Raw genomic sequence first — 22458 nt, forward strand, 5'->3', positions numbered from 1 at the left:
GGCTCAGGCTGCGCGGCTGGCGAGCGCTTCCAGCGCAATGAACAGACGCTCGCCGTCGATCCGCAGCGGAATGGTGCGCACCACGCCCTCGTCGGCGCCTAGCGCCTTGCCGGTTTCCAGCGAGATCACCCAATTGTGTAACGGACACGTCACCGCCGTGCCATGGACGATGCCTTGGCTGAGTGGCCCACCCTTGTGCGGGCAATGGTCGTCGATGGCGAAGACCTGATCGTCGGCCGTGCGGAAGACGGCTATCTTGCCTTCCGGCGTGGCAACGCAGCGCGCGCCGCGACGCGGGATGTCCGAGAGCGTGCCGATTGATACCCAGTTCATCTGTCTCATCCTTTGCGCGTGTTCTTGACCGAAAACCGGTTTCCACTTTTCGGGAACACGCGCCTACTCCGCCGCCTGCGCAAAACCGACCGAAGCCATCGGCCGGAATTCATGCTTGTCCTTGCCGGAAGCGCGTTCCGACCACGGGTCGACCTGAGCGAATTTCTGCGAAAAGACGAAGCGGTCGAAATAGGCCTTACGCTTCTCGCCATCGTCCATGATCTGGCGCTTGACCTCGGCGATGCCAACGCGCTTGGCCCATTTGTAGATGCGCTCGAGATAGCGGCCCTGCTCGCGATACATCTGCGTCAGCGCCACGATATGCTCCAGCGCCTCGTCCTCAGTCTTGACCAGGCCGAGCACCTCGGTGCCCTTGATGTCGAGACCGGCGGCACCGGCGAAATGGATCTCGTAGCCGCTATCGACGCAGATGACGCCGACATCCTTGCAGGTCGCCTCGGCGCAGTTTCGGGGACAGCCCGATACCGCCATCTTAACCTTGGCCGGGGTCCACGAGCCCCACATGAATTTCTCGATGCGGATGCCCAAGCCGGTCGAATCCTGCGTGCCGAAGCGGCACCAATCCGAGCCGACGCAGGTCTTTACCGTGCGCAGCCCCTTGGCATAGGCGTGGCCGGAGACGAAGCCGGCTTGGCCGAGATCGGCCCACACTGCCGGCAGGTCTTCTTTGCGGATGCCGAGCATGTCGATGCGCTGACCACCGGTGACCTTGACCATCGGGATATCGAACTTGTCGACGACGTCGGCGATGGCGCGCAATTCGGCGGCATTGGTGACGCCGCCCCACATGCGCGGCACCACCGAATAGGTGCCGTTCTTCTGGATGTTGGCGTGGACGCGCTCGTTGATGAAGCGGGACTGGTAGTCGTCGGCGTATTCGTCGGGCCAGTCGCAGACGAGATAATAGTTGAGCGCCGGCCGGCATTTGGCGCAGCCGCAGGAGGTCTTCCATTCCAGCTCCTGCATGACGGCCGGAATGGTCTTCAGGCTCTTGGCCTTGATCAGCCGGCGGACCTCGTCATGGCCAAGCGTGGTGCAGCCGCACATCGGCTGGACCGCCGCCGGGTTGTACTTGTCGCCGATGGTCAGCACCATCAGCTTTTCGACCAGCCCGGTGCAGGAACCGCAGGACGCCGACGCCTTGGTGTGGGCGCGCACGTCGTCGAGCGAGGTCAGGCCCTTGGCCGTGATCGCGCCGGTGATCTTTCCCTTGCATACGCCGTTGCAACCGCAGATTTCCGCATCATCCGGCAAGGCTGCAACGGCCGCCATAGGGTCCAGCGGGGCGCCTCCCTGGTAGGACTGGCCGAAGATGAGCGTGTCGCGCATTTCAGATATGTCAGTCTGCTTCTTTTTGAGGTCGTTGAACCAGGCGCCGTCCGCCGTCTCGCCATAGAGCACGGTGCCGATGATGCGGTCATCCCTAAGCACCAGGCGCTTGTAGACGCCGGCAGCGGCATCGCGCAGCACGATCTCCTGGCGGTCGTCGCCCTCGGCGAAGTCGCCGAGCGAGAACAGGTCGATGCCGGTGACCTTGAGCTTGGTCGGCGTGTCCGAATGGACGAAGGCGGCAGCCTCGTCGCCGGCCAGCTGGCTGGCAGCGACGCGCGCCATTTCGTAAAGGGGCGCGACCAACCCATAGACCTGGCCGTTGACCTCGGCGCATTCGCCGATTGCGTAGATGTCGGGGTCGTTGCTGCGCATGCCGGCGTCGACGACGATGCCGCGATTGACGGCAATGCCGGCTTCTTTTGCCAGGGCCGCGTTCGGCCTGATGCCCACCGCCATGACGACGAGCGTTGCGGGAATGACAGTGCCGTCGGCAAGTTCCACCCGCTCGACCTTGCCGTTGCCGGTGATCGTCTGGGTGTTGGCCTTGGTGATGACCTTGATGCCGCGCTGCTCGACGGCACGCTGCAGGAGATAGCCGGCGGCCGGATCGAGCTGACGCTCCATCAGCGTCGGCATGACATGCAGCACGGTGACGTCCATGCCTTGCGAATTCAAGCCCGCGGCCGCCTCGAGCCCGAGCAGGCCGCCGCCGATGACCACGGCCTTGGCCCGCGACTGGGCGGCAAGCAGCATGGCCTGGACGTCGTCGAGATCGCGATAAGTGAGCACGCCCGGCAGATCGTGGCCGGGCACCGGAATGATGAACGGCACCGAGCCCGTGGCGATGACGACCTTGTCATAAGGCTCGGTGACGCCGTGGTCGGAGGTGACGGTCTTTGCCGTCCGGTCGATGGCGACGATCTTGTGGCCCTTGTAAAGCGTAATGCCATTGGCGATGTACCAGCCGTCGCCATGGATGATGATTTCCTCATAGGCCTTCTCGCCGGATAGAACCGGCGACAGCATGATGCGGTCGTAATTGACCCGCGGCTCGGCGTTGAAGATGGTGACCTGGTAGTGGTCCGGCGCCTGTTCGAAGAGGTGCTCCAGCATCCGCCCAGGGGCCATGCCGTTGCCGATGATGACGAGTTTCTCGGTCATGTCCTGATCCACTCCGGTCTCACTCAGCCGCGTAGGAAAGGCCTGAAGCTTCGGCAGACGCCGTGCGCTCCATCCGCCGGATGGAAAAATGCATCCAGGCAAAGCAGGTGGCGACGATGACGAAGAGCAGCATGAAGCAGCTCGACCAGACGCCGGTGAGGTCGTTGAGCGCGCCGAAGGCGATTGGCAGGATAAAGCCGCCGAGCCCGCCAATCATGCCGACAACGCCGCCGACCGCGCCGACACTCTGCGGATAGTAAGCCGGGATGTGCTTGTAGACGGCGGCCTTGCCAAGGCTCATGAAGAAGCCGAGCACACAGGCAACGGCTATGAAGGCGAGCGGGCCGATCTCGAAATGGAAGGTGATCGGCCCGCTGATACCGCGCACGACGTAGTCTGCCGAGGGGAGAGACAGAACGAGAGTCGCGACGGCACTGACAGCGAAGGTCCAGTAGAGCACGGTGCGGGCGCCGATCCGGTCGGAAAGCACGCCGCCATAGGCGCGGAAAATACTTGCCGGAATTGAATAGGCCGCGCCGATCATGCCGGCGGTCGCAAGCCCGAAGCCGTAGACGCCGATCAGGTAGCGGGGCAGCCACAGCGACAGCGCCACGAATGCACCGAAGGCGAAGAAATAATAGAAGGCAAAACGCCAGACCTGCAGGTTCTTGAGCGGCGCGAATTCCTGCAAGAAGCTTCTCGCGGGTGCAGCCTTGCCGTCGCGGCGCTCGCGGATGACCGGATCGTCGCCGGTCGTGAACCAGAAGACGGCGGCCATGACGACGAGTGCTGCCGCCCAGATCAGCGCGACCGACTGCCAGCCCCAGGAGAGAAGCACGAACGGTGCCAGGAACTTGGTGACCGCGGCGCCGACATTGCCGACACCGAAAATGCCAAGCGCCGTACCCTGCTTGCCGGCCGGGAAGAAGCGCGAGACATAGGCGACACCGACGGCGAAGGAACCGCCGGCGAGCCCAACGCCTAGCGCAGCGACCAGCATCTGCCCGTAGGTGTGCGCAAAAGCGAGCAGGAAGGTCGCGACCGCCGCCGCAAGCATGGTCGCGGTGTATACCAGCCGTCCGCCAAAACGGTCGGTCCAGACACCGAGCACCATACGCACGAGCGAGCCGGTGAGGATCGGCGTGCCGACGAGCAGGCCGAACTCCGTCTCGTTCAGCCCCAGCTCCTGCTTTATGCGCACGCCGATGATTGAAAAGATCGTCCACACCGCGAAGCAGACGGTGAAGGCGATGGTGGACATCACAAGCGCCTGCCGGGGAGCACTGTCCTGGCTGGGCGCGGCTGGGAGATTTGCGGTCATTTTCTGGCTCCGGTTTGCGGCGTGGGAGTCACCGCCCTTGTCTGTTCGTTCGCGACTGTCAGCGGCGCGGCATCGGCGAACTGGTTGAAACCGATCTTTGCGCCGTCACTTCGAGACCCTTGCCGTCAGTCTTGGCGCCAGCGGGAAAGAGAAGGAGCGCGGCGGTGAACAGCGCCGCCGTCAGCGCGCTGCTGGCCAGAAAATCGCGGCGTGTGAAGTCCGCGAGGGACGCGCCAGTTCCGATCCGTTTCGTCATCGTCGTCTCCGGTTGGGCGCCGCTTGGGACCAGCGCCGTCGATTGCGTCAAAACAAAAAAGCCGCCGGCCAGGTCTTCGCGTCCGGGGTTCCGGGAGCGCGTGTGGACCTGAGCGGCAGCTTTGCCTGGGGCGCCCGCCATTGGACGCCATGTCACTTGGCCCTTGCGGACCTACATTCTGAAAAGCAGGAAGCGTGCCAATTCGACAGCGCTCTGAATTATCGAATGAAATCAATGTTAACCGCAGCCGCGCGACTTTTGACCAAGCCCGGCAGCGGATCAAAGATTAGTCAGAATGCCTTGCACAGCAGCATAATATTTGTGCAATGCGGTAGACTGCCAATTGCCGATGCAGATTGCCAATTGCCGATGATGACGAGTTTTCCGGTTATGGCCTTACTCCGCAGCTTCGACGAAGCGGTGGCGTTCGTAGAGGAACTTCAGCACCGCCTCGCGGCAACGCAGGAAGGTGCGGTCGGAGGAAAGCTCGATGCGCCGGCGCGGCCGGGCGAGCGGCACGGCAAGCACCTCGCCGATGGTCGCTGCCGGACCGTTGGTCATCATGACGATGCGGTCGGAGAGCAGCACCGCCTCATCGACATCATGGGTGATCATGATCGTCGTCGAGCCAAGCCTGGAATGGATGTCCATCACCGCATCCTGCAGATGCGCACGGGTCAGCGCGTCGAGCGCGCCGAACGGCTCGTCGAGCAAAAGAATCTTCGGCTCCATGGCGAGCGCGCGCGCAATGCCGACACGCTGCTTCATGCCGCCGGAAATCTCGGCCGGGCGCTTGTCCCTGGCATGCGCCATCTGCACGAGATCGAGATTGCGCATGATCCAGTCATGCCGTTCGGCCCGGCTCTTTGTGCCGCCGAAGACCTTGGATACCGCGAGGTTGATGTTCTCGTAGACGGTGAGCCAGGGCAGCAGCGAGTGATTCTGGAAGACCACGGCGCGTTCCGAGCCGGGACTATCGACCTCCTTGTCTTCGAGCAGGACGGCGCCGGCCGAGACCTTGGTCAGCCCGGCGATCAGGTTGAGCAAGGTCGACTTGCCGCAGCCGGAATGGCCGATGATGGAGACGAATTCACCCTTGTCGATGGTCAGCCGGATGTCCTTCAGGACGTCGCTGACATGGCCGCCACGGGCGAAGGATTTGTCGATGTGGTCGAGCTTCAGATAGGCCGTCATGGCGCTTTCCTCACTTTGCCGTTGTGCCGCGGGTGACGAAGGCGCCGACTGCCGCGACCAGGCGGTCGAGGCAAAAGCCGGTGACGCCGATATACGCGAGCGCGACGATGATGTCGGGCAGCCGCGACGAGTTCCACGCGTCCCATATGAAGAAGCCGATGCCGACGCCGCCGGTCAGCATTTCGGCGGCGACGATGGCGAGCCACGACAGCCCGATGCCGATCCGCAAGCCGGTGAAGATGTAAGGCGCGGCTGCCGGCACCATGATCTTTACGAAAAATTCGAACTGGTTCAGCCGGAGAATGCGGGCGACGTTGCGATAATCCTCGGGGATGTTGCGGACACCGACGGCGGTGTTGATGATCACCGGCCAGATCGAGGTGATGAAGATGACGAAGATCGCCGATGGGCTGGAATCGCGGAACGCGGCCAGCGACAGCGGCAGCCAGGCGAGCGGCGGCACGGTGCGCAGGATCTGGAACACCGGATCGAGGCCGCGCATGGCCCAGATCGACTGGCCGACCAGCGCGCCGAGCGCCACCCCGACGATTGCCGCCAGACCGAAGCCGATGGCAACGCGCTGCAGCGAGATCAGCACCCGCCAGGCGAGCCCGATATCCTGCGGGCCATTGTCGAAAAATGGGTGCGCGATCAGGTCATAGGCCTCGTTCCATACTTGGCTTGGGGGCGGCAGGCTGGCGGTCGGCGACGAACAGGCGACCTGCCAGATGACGAGCATGATGGCGATAACGATGACCGGTGGCACCAGCGTGCTGGCCAGCTTGCCGGCGATCGCGGCCGGGTCGAAGCGACGCCGCGCCTTGGCGGTGAAGGCGAGGATTTCGGCGGGCTTCGCCGGCGCGGGGAACGGCTTCACCTTGCGGTCCTCGATGGCTTGGATAGACATTTCTCGAAAACTCCTTGGCGGCACGTGCACAACCGGCGGCGTTGCCAACGCCTGTCGCGCATCTATGTCGGGCTCAGGCCGACGCCTTGATCTTCAGGCTGTCGAGATAGGCGGACGGGTTCTCCGGATCGAAGACCTTGCCGTCGAAGAAGGTCTCGGTGCCGCGCGATGACGAGGCCGGGATATCGGCCGCAGCGACGCCAAGATCCTTGGCCGCCTCGCGCCACAGATCCTCGCGATTGACCTGGGCGACCAGCGCCTTGATGTCGGTGGTCGGCGCGAACTTGCCCCAGCGGATGTTTTCGGCGAGGAACCAGCTGTCGTGGCTCTTGAAGGGATAGGACACGCCGCCCTTCCAGAACTTCATGTAGAGATCGGTGCCGGTGGCGACGCGGCCATTGCCGTAGTTGATGTCGCCCTTGAGGCGGCCGATAATGTCGACTGCCGGCACGTTCATCCACTGCCGCTTGCCGATGATGGCGGCCATCTCGTCCTTGTTTTCCTTGGCCTCGCACCATTGCTGGGCTTCCATGACGGCCATCAGGATCGCCTTGGTGGCGTTCGGGTACTTGTCGATGAATTCGGCGCGCAGGCCGAGCGCCTTTTCCGGATGGCCCTTCCATAGCTCGCCAGTGGTGGCGGCGGTGAAGCCGACGCCCTGGTGGACGAGCTGCTCGTTCCACGGCTCGCCGACACAGAACACGTCCATGTTGCCGACCTTCATATTGGCGACCATCTGCGGCGGCGGCACGACGATGGTCGAGACGTCCTTGTCGGGATCGATGCCGCCGGCGGCCAGCCAGTAGCGCAGCCAAAGATCGTGCGTGCCGCCCGGGAAGGTCATGGCGGCCTTCACCTCCTTGCCTGCGGCCTTCTTCGCAGCGAAGGCGTCCTTCAACTTGGAGGCGTCGAGGTCGACGCCGGTGCCGGCATATTCCTGGGCGACGGAAATGCCCTGGCAGTCGTAGTTGAGCCGCGCCACGATCGCCATCGGCAGCGGCTGCTTGTTTTGCGTCACCTTGCCAGTGTGCATCAGATAAGGCATCGGGGTCAGGATATGGGCGCCGTCAATGCCGTTGGCCTCGCCGCCGAGCACCAGATTGTCGCGCGTCGCGCCCCACGAGGCCTGCTTGAGCACCTCGACATCGGGCATGCCGAATTTCTCGAACAGGCCTTTCTCCTTGGCGATCATCAACGGTGCTGCATCGGTCAGCGCAATGAAGCCGAGCTTAGCGCCGGTGACTTCCGGCGCGGCCGCCGCGGCGTAGGCGCCGGAGGGCAGCAGCGCACGCGCCGCCGCCAGCGTTGTCGCGGTGGCAGCGCTGATCCTCAGGAAATCGCGGCGGCTGATCGCCGTTTGGGCGGAATGGCTCTTAATGCGTTTCGTCATCGTCGTCTCCGGTTGGGCACTGCTTGGGATCAGCGCCGTCGATTGCGTGTTCGGTCAAAACAAAAAGCCGCCGGCCAGGCCGCGCGCGTCCGTCCATCCGGGATCGCGTGTTGACCTGAGCGGCAGCTTTGCCTGTAGCGCCCGCCATTGGACGCCTATTCCGTGACCCGAGAAGAGTCTGCCTATTGCAAAGCAGGAACCGTGCCAGTTTCTGAATGGATGACAAACATCAATGAGATCAATGACATGCCACAATCGTCGGCGCGCCGGCCCGCTGGGCGAGCAAGCCAAAGATTGTTCATTAGCGCAGTTGCACGCACATTTTTTGTGCAGTGCACAAGAATGGCGCGGAAATAATCAGGCTTCGGCGCGCGCCAATTTCTGGCCGGCAATGTAGGCGTCGATCTCGTCGGGATCGAAGATCTGGCCATCGAAGAAACCGTCGGGTCCGAGCACCAGGCTTGCCCCCGCCGAACCGACCGGAGTCGCGGCCTTCAGCGCGCCCTCGACCTTGGCATTGGCACCGGGAAGCGCCACGCCAAGCGGCTTCAACGCCGAGCGGTAGAGATCGGGGCGGTAGCAGTCGCGGGCAATAGCGAGGTTTTCCGGCGTGTGCGCGACATGCCCCCAGCGCACCATCTGCGTATAGAACCACAGCGCATGACTCTTCCACGGGAAGTTCGCCGCCTTGTTGAAGGGCAGAAAGAAGTCGCCGACGCTCAGTTCGGCGCCGCCGCCGAGCGCAAGATGTCCGCTGAGGATCGGCATCTGCAGCGCCGGCGCAAGCCCGAGGAAGGCCGGCTGCGCCATCAAGGCCGCGAGTTCGCCGCGGTTTGCCGGATCCTGGCACCAGCGCGCCGCGTGATGAAGCGCGCGTAGCAGGGCCGAAAGTGCGGCCGGCTGTTTTTCCGCCCACGCCTTGCGCACGCCGACGACTTTCTCCGGGCTGGTCTTCCAGATGGCCGCCTTGACCGTGGCGATGTGGCCGGTGCCGGCGACGACGGAGGCGCTGTTCCAGGGTTCGCCGACGCAGTAGCCGTCGATCCTGCCGGCGGCGAGCGCGTCCGCCATAAAGGGCGGCGGCACGATGACGATTTCGATTTCACGCGACGGGTCGATGCCGCAGGCCGCGAGCCAGTAGCGCAGTTCGTAATTGTGCCCGGAATGCGGATGGACGACGGCGAAGCGCAGCGGATCGCGGCCGGCGTTCGCCCGTTCGCGGATCAATGCTCCCAAGGCCTTGCCGGCCCGCGCCGGATCAAGGTCGGGTCGGGCGCCGTGCGCGGCCATGCCCACCCAGACCGCGTTCGAAACCGTCACGCAGTTGCCGCCGAGGCCGAGCGAGAACGGCACGACCGTATCGGAGGCGAGCGGCGTCAGCCCCAGATTGCAGGCGATCGGCATCGGTCCCAGCATATGCGCCAGATCGAAATGGCCGATGGCGATGCGGTCGCGGATGTTGGCCCAGGACGTTTCCCGGTTGAGCGTCAGGTCGATGCCTTCACGCAGGGCGAAGCCGATTTCCTTCGCTGCGACAAGGACAGCGCTGTCGAAGAGCGGCATGAAGCCAGCATTGATCCGGTGCTCAGCGGCCATCGTCAACTCTCCTCGGGATCCAGAAGGCCTGCCGCCGTCACCAGGCTCTGCGCGATTTCGCCGATCTTCCGGTTCTGGTTCATGGCGGTCTTGCGCAGCAGCGTGTAGGCCGCGTCCTCCGACAGGCCGCGCGACTTCATCAGGATGCCCTTGGCGCGATCGATCACCTTGCGGCTCTCCAACTCGCTGCGGGCTTCTTCCAGTTCGCGCGCCATGCGCGAGAACGCATTGAAGCGGCTGATCGCCATGTCGAGGATCGGCTTGACCCGCTCCTGACGCAGGCCGTCGACGACGTAGGCGGAGACTCCCGCTTCCACCGCGGCTTCGATCGAGGCCTGGTCCGAGCGGTCGACGAACATGGCGATCGGCCGCTTCACCACGCGCGAGAGCTGGAACATGTTTTCGAGCATATCGCGGTTGGGATTTTCGAGATCGATGACGATCACGTCGGGTTCGATCTCGGCGATCCGTCGCGCTATGCCGGCGACGTCATGGATGACCGTGACCTGCTGATGCCCAGCCTCCCGCAGTCCTGCTTCGATTATGGAAGCGCGGATGTGGTTTTCATCGATCACCAGGACAGTGAGGGATTTGCGGATCATGCCGCATTTTGCGCAGGCGACGCGATTGTGCAATGCGGCATGGCGAGATTCACGGAAACAAAGCCGGCGTCCACGCGCCGCCCGAGGAATTGGAAGCGACGGCCGCCGCGACGAACTTGACGCCGCGGGCGCCGTCGATGACGTCGGGCACTTGGGCAGCACGTGCCGGATCGATCGCGACGCCCGAGCGGTGGGCGCGAATGATGTCGGCGGCGTCGCAATAGAGATTGGCGAAGGCCTCGATATAGCCTTCCGGGTGGGCTGCCGGCATGCGCGACACGCGCCGGCTTTCCGCGGATGCGCCATGGCCGCCGCGCACCAGCGTGCGCGTTTCCTCGCCATAGGGTGAAAAGCGCAACTCTTCCGGCCGCGTGCCGGACCATTCGAGCCCGGCCTTGTCGCCATAGATGCGGACGCAGAGGTCGTTGTAGTGGCCGGGCGAGGTTTGGCTTGCCAAGATCGTGCCGCGCGCGCCGCCCGACCAGCGAACAAGCACATGGGCGTTGTCATCGAGCCGGCGTCCGGGCACGGCGGTGAAGAGATCGGCCGAAACTTCCTCGGCCTGGCATCCCGAGATAAAGCTCGCCAGGTTGAACGCGTGCACGCCGATATCGGCGAGCACAGCCGACTGCCCGGCGCGTGCCGGATCGGTGCGCCATTCGGCCTGCTTCTGCCCTTCCGCGTCGATCGGCAAGGTCAGCCAGTCCTGGATATAGGCGGCATGCACGGAGACGATCCGCCCGAGTTCGCCGGCCGCCACCATTTCGCGCGCCTGCCGGACCATGGCGTAGCCGGTGTTGTTAAGCGTGACGATGAATTTGCGGTTTTTGGCGCGCGCCAGGCTCACCAGCGCCTCGGCGTCGGCCAGCGTCGTCGACAGCGGCTTGTCGCAGATGACGTCGATGCCGGCGTCGAGGAAGGCGGTCGCGATCGGCGCGTGCAGATAATTTGGCGTGACGATGACGACGGCTTCGATGCCGTCGGGACGGGCGCCTTCCGCGCGCGCCATCTCCCGGTAGTCGGCATAGCTGCGCTCAGGCGCGATGCCGATCTCGGCAGCGGACGCGGCCGCGTTTTCGGGATCCGAGGACAGCGCGCCGGCAACCAGCGCGATCTGGTCGTCGAGGCGCATGGCCAGCCGGTGCACGGCACCGATGAAAGCGTTGCGGCCGCCACCCACCATGCCGACCCGCAAGCGTTGGCGTGTCGACCCGTCGGCAATTGCGTAGACCATGAGTTGAGAACTCCCTCCCGTGGAAACGGTCTTTTTTGCGGGGTGCGCCGGCCCATAGGAACCCGTCACCGTTTTCGAACATTATTTCCAATTTTCGTTTTGTAAAACGATCATGGCGGGCTAGCGTGAAAACGATTTGAACTGGAGGAGGTTCGGATGACGAAGCAGCGCATGGTCGCAATCGCCTTCCCGTTCGTACCATGAGCGGAGCACGCAGCTCACCGGGTCGTGCTGAGATCGTCGGCCGCAACGAGACCATGGCGAAGAAACAGGGCCGCTCGCTTGCCGCGCTCGGCTACACCAAGCCGCAGACCTATGAGGAATTGCGTGCCGTGCTTTCGGCCGGCACGGTGCATTTCCCGAAGCGCCTGCGCCAGGTCGCCATCTTCCTGTGGCAGCATCCGAGCGACGTCGCGCTCGGCACGATCGTTCAGGTCGCCGAGCAGGCCGGTGTGCAGCCTTCGACCTTGGTGCGTTTCGCGCAGATCTTCGGCTATGCCGGCTTCTCCGACTTCCAGGGCCTGTTCAAGGACCATGTCAAAGCATCCTGGCCCGAGGGACGGGCGCGCGACGGGCAGGAGCGGGCAGCGGCTGAGCCCAACGCCAATCTGCATTTTCTCAACGGCATGGTCGGCGCCTCGCAGGCCTCGCTCGGCCGCATCGACAATGGCTTCGACGTCGAGAGTTTCGAAAAGATGGTCGACCTTTTGGCTTCGGCCGACCTGATCTATGTGATCGGCAGCAAGCGGGCCTTCCCCGTCACCACCTATCTGTCGCTCACTTTGTCGCAGCAGGGCGTGCGCAATGTGCTGGTCGACAATGTCGGCTCGACCGCCTTGGACCAGGTCGGCTGCATCGGCGAGCGCGATGCTGTGCTGGCGGTGTCGTTCAGCCCCTACAACTCGATCACCCCCGATCTTGTCGCCGTGGCGCATGAGCGGAAGGCGGACATCGTCACCATCACTGACAGCACGTTCAGCCCGCTGGTCGAGCTGTCGGACACCTGGCTGGAGGTGGTTGAGTCAGATTTTGCCGGCTTCCGCTCGCTTGCCGCGTCGCTGGCGGTCGGCATGGCGCTCGTCCACGGCGTCGTCGCGCGCCGCACGGGCGATTGACTATCGGGAATTGGCATTTCATATTCGGAAAAATAGAAACTTTGTTCCGGGAGGAGGAATGGAGATTCGGCTCGACGGCAAGGTGGTGCTGGTCACCGGCGCGACGCAAGGCATCGGCCGGGCGATCGCCGAGACGCTGGCGCGTTCCGGTGCCGGCGGCCTGCTGGTCACCGGCCGCGAGCCGGTGCGCGGCAACGAAGTGGCGGCGTCGCTCTCCGGCATGGGCACGCCGGCGGCCTTCATCGCCGCCGATCTGGCCGACGCCACGGCGCCGGCGCGACTGGTCGAAGAATGCGTCAGCCGTTTCGGCCGCATCGACGCGCTGGTCAATGCCGCCGGCCTGACGGACCGGGCCTCGTTCCTCGACGCAAGCCTCGACGACTGGGCGGCTCTCTTTGCGGTCAACGCCCGCGCCCCGTTCTTCCTGATGCAGGCGGCAATCGCGCAGATGCGCAAGCAAGGTGAGGGCGGCGCCATCGTCAACATCCTGTCGATCAACGCGCATTGCGGCTCGCCCGAACTCGCCGTCTATTCCGCCACCAAGGGCGCGCTGGCGACACTGACCCGCAACGCCGCCAACGCACACCGCTTCGACCGCATCCGTGTCAACGGCATCAATGTCGGCTGGACCGACACGCCGGCCGAACGCGTCATGCAGGCTGCGACGCTGGGGCACGGTCCAGGCTGGATCGACGCGGCCAACGCCTCGCAGCCTTTCGGCCGGCTGTTGGCGGCGGAAGAAGTGGCGAACTTTGCCGTGTTCCTGCTCTCCGACGCCGCAGGGCCGATGACCGGCGCGCTGATCGACCAGGAGCAGTGGGTCGTCGGGACGAACCGGTGAAGGCTGGTTCCGCATCGCACGAGACGCTCGGCCCGGCACTGCTTAGCCGGCTCCCTTCCGCCGTCCAAAAACCGTCCTACGACCGGACAGCACTCACCCCAGGCATGGCGCATATCGGCGTCGGCGCCTTCCATCGCTGCCATCAGGCCGAATACACCGACGATCTCTTGTCGCACCGTTTCGATCGCTGGGGCGTGGTCGGTCTCAACATCCGCCCGCCAAACCTGTCGGAGACGCTGGGCCGGCAAGGCGGGCTGTACACGCGCCTGATCCGCGAGGACGACAAGGTCGAAGCGCGCGTCATCGGCAGCATCGTCTCGGTGGTCGACAGCCAGGAAAGTTCGGCCCCCGCGCTCGACGTACTGGCCTCCGCCGGCATCGAGATGGTCACGCTGACGGTCACCGAGAAAGGCTATTGCCACATTCCGTCCAATGGCGAGCTGGATGTGGCTCACCCGGACATCGTCCACGACCTCGTCAATCGGCAAACGCCGCGCAGCGTGCCGGGCATTCTGGCGCGGGCGCTCGAACTGCGCATGGCCTCGCATGGACGGCCGGTGACGCTGCTCTCCTGCGACAACATCCCGACCAACGGCGTCATCCTGGCGAACGTCGTGCAGGCTATCGCAGCACGGCGCGGCGATGGCCTGGCGGACTGGATCGCCGCCAACGTCGCCTTCCCGTCGGCCATGGTCGACCGCATCGCGCCCGCGACGTCTGAAGCCGACATCGAGACGGTCGAGCAGCGTTTCGGCTACCGCGATGCCGCCGTCGTGGTCGGCGAGCCGTTCCGGCAATGGGTGATCGAGCAAAAGTTCGCCGGCAGGGTGCCGCGCTGGGATCTGGTCGGCGCAAGCTTCGTCGACGACGTCACGCCCTTCGAGCATCTCAAGATGCGGGTGCTCAACGGCGCCCAGACGACGCTTGCTACTCTCGGCGTGCTGGCCGGCCACGAGCACACGTCGGACGCCATCGCCGATCCGTTGCTCGGGACTTTCGTTCGCCGCATGCTGGTGGAGGAGACGCTGCCGACCCTGGCGCCGGTGCCCGGTGTGTCGCCACAGGCCTATGTCGAGCAGAGCCTCGGCCGGCTCAGAAATACGGCAATCCGTCATCGCAATCACCAGATCGCCACCGATGGCTCGCAGAAGATCGTGCAGCGCCTGCTCAACCCGATCCGCGAGCGTTTGCGGCGGGGTGAAAGCATCGCCCTATTGTCGATTCCGGTCGCCGGCTGGATGGCCTATCTGATTAAGGCCTCGGCGAGGTTCGGCAGAAGCTGGGAAGTATCGGACCCTTACGCCGATAAGGTCGCTCAAATTGCCGACGCGGTCGGCGCCGATGCAAAAGCCCTAGCGGACGGCATTCTCGCCATCGACACCATCTTCGACCCCGGCCTCGCCGCGAACGAGAATTTCCGCACAACCATTGTCACCGCGCTCGACGGCCTGCTGTCGAACGACCCGATGGGCTTTGTCGGCCATGCCTGCGCATTGCCGGCGTCCGCGCGGTTGAAGCAGCCGGCACAATCGGCATAGTGGGAGAAGGGAGGCAGGATGAAGCTAGGACTGCTCACCGCACCGTTTGCGGACACCGCCCTCGGCGAGGTTGCCGACTGGGCAAGCTCGGCCGGTTTCGAGGCGCTGGAGATCGCCTGCTGGCCGAAATTCTCGGGCGCCGCCCGGCGCTATGCCGGCACCAGCCATATCGACGCCGCTTCGACTTCGGCCTCGCAGGCCAGGGAAATCGCGGCAGGACTGGCGGAGAAGAACCTGTCGATCTCCGGCCTCGGCTACTACCCCAATCCGCTGCATCCCGACGCCGGGCACCGCAACACCGTCATCGATCATTTGAAGAATGTGATCGTGCTGGCGAGCCATATGGGCGTGCCGGTGGTCAACACTTTCTGCGGCGGCGATGCTTCAAAAACCATCGACGCCAACTGGGAAGAGGCGCTCAAAGTGTGGCCCGCCATCATCGCCCACGCGCGCGACAACGGCGTCAAGCTGGCCTTCGAGAACTGCCCGATGATCTTCAGCTACGACGAGTGGCCGGGCGGGCACAACATCGCCTATTCGCCCTATATCTGGCGCCGCATTCTCGAGGCCTGGGGCGGCGATGTCGGCATGAATTTCGACCCGTCGCATCTGGTCTGGCAGATGATCGACCAGGCGCGCTTTGTCCGAGAATTCGGCCCGCATATGCTGCATGCGCATGCCAAGGACCTGATGATCGACCGCGACGGCCTTTATGAGCGCGGCATCCTTTCGGCCGGCATAGGCTGGCAGGTGCCGCGTATGCCGGGGCTCGGCGATGTCGATTGGAATATCATCTTTTCCGGGCTCTACCGGGCCGGATATGACGGGCCTGTCATCATCGAGCATGAGGACCGGCGCTTTGAAGGGAGCGACGACAACGTCAAGCGAGGCTTTCTGCTGGCCCGCGACGTGCTGCGCCCCTTTGTGAAATGACGCCCCTTCTGATGACCAGAAACGATTTTCGAACTGAACCTAAAGTCAATGTGGAGGAAGACTTACATGCGTAACAAGAAATATCTGGCAATGGTTCCGGTGCTTGCCGGCGCGGCTTTCATGGCCGCGGTGGGCGTCTCGTCCGCCGAAGGCAAATACACGATCGGCATTTCCAACACCGTGCAAGGCAATGGTTGGCGCGAAGAGATGATCTGCGCGATCAAGGCACAGGCGCTTGCCTCCGGCGAGGTGACCAAGCTGAACATCGCCCATCGCAACACCGACGCGGCAGGCCAGCTCGAGGACATCCGCAACCTGATCAGCGCCAAGGTCAACGCCATCGTCGTCAACCCGGCCGATCCGGCCGGCATCAAGGCGGCCCTGGAGGAGGCCACCAAGGCCGGCATCGTCGTCGTCGCCGTCGATCAGGCGGTCACCGAGCCGTCGGCCTACATCATCTCCAACAACCAGGAGCAATACGCCTATCTCGGCGCCAAGTGGCTGTTCGGACAGATGGGCGGCAAGGGCGATGTCGTCTATATGCGCGGCGCTGCCGGCGCCTCCGCCGACAGCGACCGCGACAAGGGTTTTAAGAAGGCGCTGGCCGAATTTCCGGATGTGAAGGTCGTGCACGAGGTCTTCACCGGCTGGCAGCAGGACCAGGGCAAGCAGCAGATCCTCGACTTCATCGCCACCGGAACGCCGTTCAACGGCATCTGGACCTCCGGCATCGACAATGTGATCGTCGATGCGCTGGTCGAGTCGCAGACGCCGCTGGTGCCGGTGGTCGGTGCCGACAATGCCGGCTTCGTCGGCCAGCTGAACTCGGTCAAGGGCCTTGTCGGTGCAGCCGTGACTAACCCGGGCTCGATCGGCGGCGCCGGCGTGACGCTCGCTCTGCAGATCCTCGACGGCAAGAAGCCGGCGGAGCAGACCGTGCTGGTCGAGCCGCAGCTCTGGGAAAATGCCACCGAAGAGGGCAAGGCCAAGCTCAAGGGAGCCGCCGATCCGTCGCTCAGCCCGGAATGGCCGGTCTCGATCTCGATCCCGGAATGGACCACCTACAGCAAGGACCAGATCGTCGCCTGCAAGGGTCCGGGCGAATAATCGGGCTTTCGCTGCAGACCATGACCGTTTCCCACTTGTGCGGAGACGGCCAATTGTCGAAGTCGGCGCCGCCCCTCATCGCCCTGCCGGGCACTTCTCCCCGTATAGTGACGGGGAGAAGGGGGGCTGGCCGCAACTTCGGCGCCCTTCCTGCGACGGTGACGATTGGCGAAACCGGCGATCACAGCCCCCCTCTCCCCGTCTCTATGCGGGGAGAGGAGCCGGCAGGCAGGTGAGGGGCGGCGCCAGCGCGGAATGATTTGAGCCACATGAATCGAGAACCACGCAGTTTGACCACCAATCCCCTCCTGGACGCCACCGGCGTCGTGAAGAATTACGGCGCCGTGGCGGCGCTGCGCAATGCCTCGCTGTCGGTCCTGCCCGGCGAGGTTCACGCGCTGATGGGCGCCAATGGCGCCGGCAAGTCGACGCTGGTCAAGATCCTGACCGGCGCCATCCGCGCCGATGCCGGCCGTATCCTGATCCGCGGCGAGACGCGCGACGTGCGCTCGCCCGCCGATGCGCGCCGCACCGGGCTGCTTCCGGTCTATCAGGAGCCGTCGCTCATCCCCGATCTCGACGTTGCCTCCAACCTTCGCCTGACCGGCACGCCGGTCGAGCCGTTCCGGGCCTGGGTGCGCGAGCTCGGCATTCCCGACCTCGACATACGCGACACCGCGCGCGACATCCCGCTTGCCGTGCTGCGGGTGCTCGATCTGGCGCGCGCACTTGCCGTCGAGCCCGACGTGCTGCTGCTCGACGAGATGACCGCTGCTTTGCCGGCTAACCTTGCCGAACGCGTGCTCGAGGTCGTCCGCCGCCAAGGCGACAGCGGCCGCTCGGTGATCTTCATTTCGCACCGCTTCGTCGAGATATCGGCACTTTGCGACCGCGCCACGGTGCTGCGCGACGGCGAGACTGTCGGCGTCGTCGATATCGTGCCGGGCGTCGAGGAGCAGATCGTCGAGCTGATGCTCGGCGCCAGGATCGAAAAGAGCCGCGTCGCGGCGCGTCAGGCGAACCAGGCCGCTTCGCCGGCAGCCAGCCGGCCGCGCCTTGGCGTCCGCAACCTTCGTGTCGGCACCAAGCTCAACGACGTGTCGTTCGATCTCAGGAATGGCGAGGTCGCGGGCGTTGTCGCGCTGGAGGGCCAAGGCCAGGACGAGCTTTTCGCAGCACTTGCCGGCTCCATCCGCCCCTCCGGCGGGACGATCGAAGTGGACGGGCAGCCAGTCAAGTTCGCGCATCCGGCGGATGCCATCGGCGCCGGCCTCGCCTATGTGCCCGGCGACCGGGCCGAGGCGTTGGCGATGCAGCGCTCGGTGCGCGAAAACATCGCGCTGCCCTTCAGCGCCGCCTTGCGCAATTGGGGGCCAATCAACATGCGGCAGGAGCGCTCCAGGGTGGTCAAGGCGATCGAGCGGCTGCAGATCGATACGCGCGCCCAGCGGGAGGTGCAGCGGCTGTCCGGCGGCAACCAGCAGAAGGTGACGATCGCCCGCTGGATCGCCGCCGAAGCACGAACCATCCTGTGCTTCGATCCGACGCGCGGCATCGATGTCGGCACCAAGCAGGAGATCTACAAGCTGCTACGCGAGCTCGCAGACCAGGGCAAGTCGGTGCTGTTCTACACATCCGAGCTCGAAGAAGTGCAGCGCGTCTGCGACCGTGTCATCGTCATTTTTGGCGGACGCGTCGTCGATGTCTTCGCAGCCGAGCTCGCCGACGAGCCGGCGCTGATGCGCGCCGCCTATGGCCTGCCGCGCGACGCCAAGCAGGATGTCGGCATCCTCGCCGATGTCCGTTCTAGCCCGGCGGTGACGCCTTGATCCGCTTCATCCGCCACCAGGGCTGGGTTGCCGGCCTGCTCGCCCTGTTCGTCTTGCTGTTCGTGATCACCAAGCTCATACAGCCGGGCTACGGCAGCGGCGATTTCGGCTCGCTGGTGCGCGCGGTGTTGCCCTACGCCTTCGCCGTCGCGGCCCAGACCGTGGTCGTCATCGCCGGCGGCATTGACCTTTCGGTCGGCGCCATGATGGCGCTGACCAGCGTCACCGCCGCTTCGATGATGGACGGCGCCAGCGAGGAATATGCGCTGTTCGTCGTGCCGTTCGTGCTGGCCATGGGGCTGGTGCTGGGCGCCGTCAACGGAATGCTGATCGTCGTCACCCGGGTGCCCGACATCGTCGTCACGCTGGCCACCCTCTTCGTCCTGCAGGGTGCTGCCTTGCTCGTCCTCCAGGCACCGGGCGGCGCTGTCGCCGAATGGCTACGGGCGGCCATCGTCGGCACGGTCCCGATTCCGGCATTGCCTGAGATCTCTGCCTGGATACCGAAAGCGCTGGTCCTCCTTGTCGTTTGCCTGTGCATCATCTGGATACCGCTCAGGCGCTCGAAGCTCGGCCTGTCCATCTATGCCATCGGCAGCAGCGAACTCGCGGCTTTTCGCAGCGGCGTAGCCGTCGCGCGCACCAGGATCATCGCCTACGCCCTGTCGGGGCTTTTCGCCGCCATGGGCGGGCTGGCACTGACCATGAGCACCGGCATAGGCGCTCCCATCCCCGGTCCCTATCTGCTCGCCAGCGTCGCGGCGGTGGTGCTCGGCGGCGTCGCCCTCGGCGGCGGCAAGGGCGGAATGCTCGGCCCGATCGTTGCCGTCTTCGTGCTGCGCCTGGTGCGCACCGACCTGACGCTCATGGCAATCGACCCCAACGTCACCGCGATCGTCGAGGGCGCCATCATGGTCGCCGTCGTCATGTTCGGAGCCTTCATCATCATGCGGAGCCGCGCATCATGAGCAGCAGTGCAACGATGACCCCGCAAGTTTCCTTCGGCCGCCGCGTCAAGCGCTTCATGGGCGACCGGCCGCTGATCCCGCTGATCATCCTGTTGATTTTGCTGGTCGTGGTTCTGCAAATCCTGCGCCCCGGCATCGTCAACGAGCGCTGGCTCGCCAACACCGTCAAGTTTGCCATACCGCTGGCGATCCTTGCCGGCTGCCAGACCATGACGATGCTGACCGGCGGCATCGATCTTTCCGTCGGAACCGTGGCGACGATGAGCGCCTTCATCATGGCGACGCAGGTCGTCAATCATGACCCGGCGGTGGCTATTCTGATCGCGCTGGTGCCGGCGGTGCTGATCGGTTTCGTCAACGGCATCGGCGTCGGCGTCTTTCGCGTGCACCCGCTGATCATGACGCTCGGCACCAGCCTGATCGGCACCGGCTGCCTGCAGGTCTATCAGCGCACCGTGATCGCCTCCGGCGCCAAGATCCCGCCCTTCCTGGCCTGGCTCGGCACCGGCCTGACCTATGGCGTGCCCAATGCGCTGCTGCTGTTCGTGCCGGTGGCGGCGCTGATCGTCTTCACCTTGAGCCGGACCGGCTTTGGCCGCCTTCTCTATGCCGTCGGCGACAACGAACGGGCAACGCGCCTGTCCGGCGTCCGCTACTGGCAGGTGATCACCGCGCTCTACGTCATTTCGAGCGTGCTCGCCGGGATCACCGGGCTGCTTTACATCGGCTTGATCAAGGCGCCGTCGCTGTCGCTCGCCGAACCGCTGGTGCTGCCTTCGGTGGCCGCTGCCGTCGTCGGCGGAACCTCGATCTTCGGCGGCCGCGGCGGCTATACTGGCACTATCATCGGGGCGCTGATCCTCACGGTGCTGACGACGCTGCTGACGATTTTGCAGATGCCGGAGGGTGCGCGGCGGATGCTGTTCGGGCTGATCGTGCTGTTTGTGACGGCGGCGTATCTGCGGATTGTGGAGGAGAGGTAGGGGGAAGGCAGGCGGGAACGGCGGCTTTGATCCCCAAGCAGACACAGATCGAATGTGAGGAATGCGCCAGGAGCGGTCATTCGATGTTCTGCCGTTGAACGGCTTCATTCGCCAGTTTAGCGGAAATTGGGCGACAGCATGATTGCCTCAACAGAGAAGTTCGAAACCCTCTTGGTCCGCGAATCCCGCTGATTGCACGCTGCGGCGCGATATTCTGCAAGATAGCCACCCAACCACCGCCGATAGCCGCATTGCTCTCGACAAGAGCACTCCTGCCGCAGACCACCTAGCTGGCAGACACTTGGCTGATCCCGGCATCGACCCAGGCACGCGTCTGCTCAAGCACTTCATCCGAAAGCACGGGATCATCGATCGCCCGGGCGAGGATTACTGCCCCCACCATCGCTGCCCAGCTTCCGATCGCTGCGCGGCGTCTGTCTGCCGGATCCAACTCCGGGAGGGCCTTGCCGATACGGTCGATCTGCGATCGTAGGCCTTCCGTCATGGCCGAGCGTGCAGCAGGGGTCTGATGGCGGATGGCTGCGGCAAGGCCCGCCGTCGGGCAACCGCCGGCGCAGTTGTCGCGATGCCGGGGCGAAAGATAGGAACCTACATATGTGCGAAGATCGCCCCCTCCGCCTGAGTCCGCGGCGAGGACGTGGGCAAGGGTCTGCGCGATCAGGTCGTCCTTCGAACTGAAATGACCATAGAAACCGCCATGGGTGAGCCCGGCGGCTTTCATCACTTCCGCCACGCTGACCGCGTCGAACCCCTTCTCGCGAAACAGCCGGCTGGCCGCATCCAATATCCGGTGACGGTTCTCCGCCATCTGCTCTCGACTGACCTTCATTTCAAAATTCTCCGTCGGCCCCGTTGACATTTACATGATGCCCATCATATTTAGCCGCAATCATGATGATCGTCATGAATATAGGTTCCATCAGAGAAAAGAGCAATGCCATGACCACCATTCCATCAGTCCTCATCACCGGCGCCTCCACGGGCATCGGAGCTTCCTATGCCGAACGGTTCGCCCGCCGCGGACACGACCTGGTGCTGGTTGCCCGTGACGTGGCACGAATGGAGGCACTGGGAGCCCGGCTCCGTCAGGAAACTGGCGTTGCGATCGACATCATCCAGGCTGATCTTACGCAGCCTGCCGAGCTTGCAACGGTAGAGACGAGGCTGCGCGATGACGCCCGCATCGGGATTCTCGTCAACAATGCCGGAACAGCCATCGGCGGAAGCTTCATCGAGCAGAGTACCAATGACGTCGCCCGGCTCGTTGCGCTCAACACGACCGCGCTTCTGCGGCTTGCCAGCGCCATCGCCCCGCGACTTGCGAAGGCGGGTGCAGGGGCGATCGTCAACATCGGTTCCGTGGTCGGGCTGGCGCCCGAGTTCGGCATGACGGTTTACGGCGCGACCAAGGCCTTCGTGCTGTTTCTGTCGCAGGGGCTCAGCCTCGAGCTTGAGCCGAAGGGCGTCTACGTCCAAGCCGTGCTGCCCGCCACGACGCGAACCGAGATCTGGGGCCACGTCGGCGCCGACGTCAACGCGCTCTCCAACGTCATGGAGGTGGACGATCTGGTTGATGCGGCGCTGGTCGGCTTCGACCGCCGCGAACCGGTGACCATCCCGCCGCTTCCCGATGCCGGGCAGTGGGACGCGCTTCAGGCCGCGCGCCAGGCCATGCTTCCGAACTATCGGAACGAACATCCCGCCGAGCGGTACCGCACGGTCGCCTGAGCACCAACCAAGCCATTTCGATAAACGACCCCGCCGCGGCGGGGACAG

The 22458-nt window shown here is 64.5% G+C and carries 20 protein-coding genes; 9 read left to right on the top strand and 11 right to left on the bottom strand.

What is annotated here, in order from left to right:
* Nucleotides 1-3 precede the first annotated feature (3 nt).
* The 10 genes from nirD to NKI85_RS05295 form a co-directional block, all read right to left on the bottom strand.
* Nucleotides 4-333, bottom strand: a complete 330-nt coding sequence (gene nirD, locus NKI85_RS05250; protein WP_352522560.1) for a nitrite reductase small subunit NirD — start codon at nucleotides 331-333, stop codon at nucleotides 4-6.
* Nucleotides 334-396: 63 nt separating this feature from the next.
* A complete protein-coding gene (gene nirB, locus NKI85_RS05255) occupies nucleotides 397-2847 on the bottom strand; it encodes a nitrite reductase large subunit NirB (protein ID WP_352776305.1) in 2451 nt (816 codons plus the stop codon).
* A 19-nt stretch (nucleotides 2848-2866) separates the two neighbouring features.
* Complete coding sequence (locus NKI85_RS05260; RefSeq protein WP_352522558.1) at nucleotides 2867-4168, bottom strand: MFS transporter; 1302 nt, start codon at nucleotides 4166-4168, stop codon at nucleotides 2867-2869.
* Between the two features lie 58 nt (nucleotides 4169-4226).
* Nucleotides 4227-4424, bottom strand: a complete 198-nt coding sequence (locus NKI85_RS05265; protein WP_352522557.1) for a hypothetical protein — start codon at nucleotides 4422-4424, stop codon at nucleotides 4227-4229.
* Nucleotides 4425-4820: 396 nt separating this feature from the next.
* Complete coding sequence (locus NKI85_RS05270) at nucleotides 4821-5618, bottom strand: ABC transporter ATP-binding protein (RefSeq protein ID WP_352522556.1); 798 nt, start codon at nucleotides 5616-5618, stop codon at nucleotides 4821-4823.
* Between the two features lie 10 nt (nucleotides 5619-5628).
* Complete coding sequence (gene ntrB, locus NKI85_RS05275; RefSeq protein ID WP_352522555.1) at nucleotides 5629-6525, bottom strand: nitrate ABC transporter permease; 897 nt, start codon at nucleotides 6523-6525, stop codon at nucleotides 5629-5631.
* 73 nt (nucleotides 6526-6598) lie between these two features.
* Nucleotides 6599-7915 (bottom strand): CmpA/NrtA family ABC transporter substrate-binding protein, encoded by a 1317-nt coding sequence (locus NKI85_RS05280; protein ID WP_352522554.1) that lies wholly within the window; start codon nucleotides 7913-7915, stop codon nucleotides 6599-6601.
* A 357-nt stretch (nucleotides 7916-8272) separates the two neighbouring features.
* Nucleotides 8273-9511 (bottom strand): CmpA/NrtA family ABC transporter substrate-binding protein, encoded by a 1239-nt coding sequence (locus tag NKI85_RS05285; protein WP_352522553.1) that lies wholly within the window; start codon nucleotides 9509-9511, stop codon nucleotides 8273-8275.
* Nucleotides 9512-9513: 2 nt separating this feature from the next.
* Nucleotides 9514-10113 (bottom strand): ANTAR domain-containing response regulator, encoded by a 600-nt coding sequence (locus NKI85_RS05290; RefSeq protein WP_352483956.1) that lies wholly within the window; start codon nucleotides 10111-10113, stop codon nucleotides 9514-9516.
* Between the two features lie 49 nt (nucleotides 10114-10162).
* Complete coding sequence (locus NKI85_RS05295; protein WP_352522552.1) at nucleotides 10163-11347, bottom strand: Gfo/Idh/MocA family protein; 1185 nt, start codon at nucleotides 11345-11347, stop codon at nucleotides 10163-10165.
* Between the two features lie 200 nt (nucleotides 11348-11547).
* Here NKI85_RS05295 and NKI85_RS05300 point away from each other — a divergent pair, with 200 nt between their 5' ends.
* From NKI85_RS05300 to NKI85_RS05335, 8 genes are all read left to right on the top strand, one after another.
* On the top strand, nucleotides 11548-12462 hold the full coding sequence (locus NKI85_RS05300; RefSeq protein WP_352522551.1) for a MurR/RpiR family transcriptional regulator: 915 nt from the start codon (nucleotides 11548-11550) through the stop codon (nucleotides 12460-12462).
* Between the two features lie 58 nt (nucleotides 12463-12520).
* Entirely contained in the window at nucleotides 12521-13303 is a 783-nt protein-coding gene (locus tag NKI85_RS05305) for an SDR family oxidoreductase (protein WP_352776308.1), read from the top strand.
* Nucleotides 13300-14841 carry a mannitol dehydrogenase family protein gene (locus tag NKI85_RS05310; RefSeq protein WP_352522549.1) on the top strand — a complete coding sequence of 514 codons (1542 nt, stop codon included), beginning with the start codon at nucleotides 13300-13302 and terminating at the stop codon, nucleotides 14839-14841. Before NKI85_RS05305 ends, NKI85_RS05310 begins: the two co-directional genes overlap by 4 nt.
* 18 nt (nucleotides 14842-14859) lie before the next feature.
* A complete protein-coding gene (locus tag NKI85_RS05315; protein ID WP_352522548.1) occupies nucleotides 14860-15774 on the top strand; it encodes a sugar phosphate isomerase/epimerase family protein in 915 nt (304 codons plus the stop codon).
* A gap of 48 nt (nucleotides 15775-15822) precedes the next feature.
* On the top strand, nucleotides 15823-16881 hold the full coding sequence (locus NKI85_RS05320) for an ABC transporter substrate-binding protein (RefSeq protein WP_352522547.1): 1059 nt from the start codon (nucleotides 15823-15825) through the stop codon (nucleotides 16879-16881).
* A 290-nt stretch (nucleotides 16882-17171) separates the two neighbouring features.
* Nucleotides 17172-18710: a sugar ABC transporter ATP-binding protein gene (locus NKI85_RS05325; protein ID WP_352522767.1), complete on the top strand. Its 1539-nt coding sequence runs from the start codon at nucleotides 17172-17174 to the stop codon at nucleotides 18708-18710.
* Nucleotides 18707-19678, top strand: a complete 972-nt coding sequence (locus tag NKI85_RS05330; protein WP_352522546.1) for an ABC transporter permease — start codon at nucleotides 18707-18709, stop codon at nucleotides 19676-19678. Before NKI85_RS05325 ends, NKI85_RS05330 begins: the two co-directional genes overlap by 4 nt.
* Nucleotides 19675-20661 (top strand): ABC transporter permease, encoded by a 987-nt coding sequence (locus tag NKI85_RS05335; protein ID WP_352522545.1) that lies wholly within the window; start codon nucleotides 19675-19677, stop codon nucleotides 20659-20661. The genes NKI85_RS05330 and NKI85_RS05335 overlap by 4 nt, the downstream gene beginning before the upstream one ends.
* A 286-nt stretch (nucleotides 20662-20947) precedes the next feature.
* Here the strand turns inward: NKI85_RS05335 and NKI85_RS05340 are convergent, their stop codons facing one another.
* Nucleotides 20948-21511: a TetR/AcrR family transcriptional regulator gene (locus NKI85_RS05340; RefSeq protein WP_352522766.1), complete on the bottom strand. Its 564-nt coding sequence runs from the start codon at nucleotides 21509-21511 to the stop codon at nucleotides 20948-20950.
* Between the two features lie 110 nt (nucleotides 21512-21621).
* Between NKI85_RS05340 and NKI85_RS05345 the strand changes: the two genes are divergently transcribed.
* Nucleotides 21622-22410: an SDR family NAD(P)-dependent oxidoreductase gene (locus NKI85_RS05345; RefSeq protein WP_352776311.1), complete on the top strand. Its 789-nt coding sequence runs from the start codon at nucleotides 21622-21624 to the stop codon at nucleotides 22408-22410.
* The last annotated feature ends 48 nt before the right edge of the window (nucleotides 22411-22458 follow it).

The sequence above is a fragment of the Mesorhizobium sp. M0571 genome (assembly GCF_040320985.1).
Lineage (GTDB): Bacteria > Pseudomonadota > Alphaproteobacteria > Rhizobiales > Rhizobiaceae > Mesorhizobium.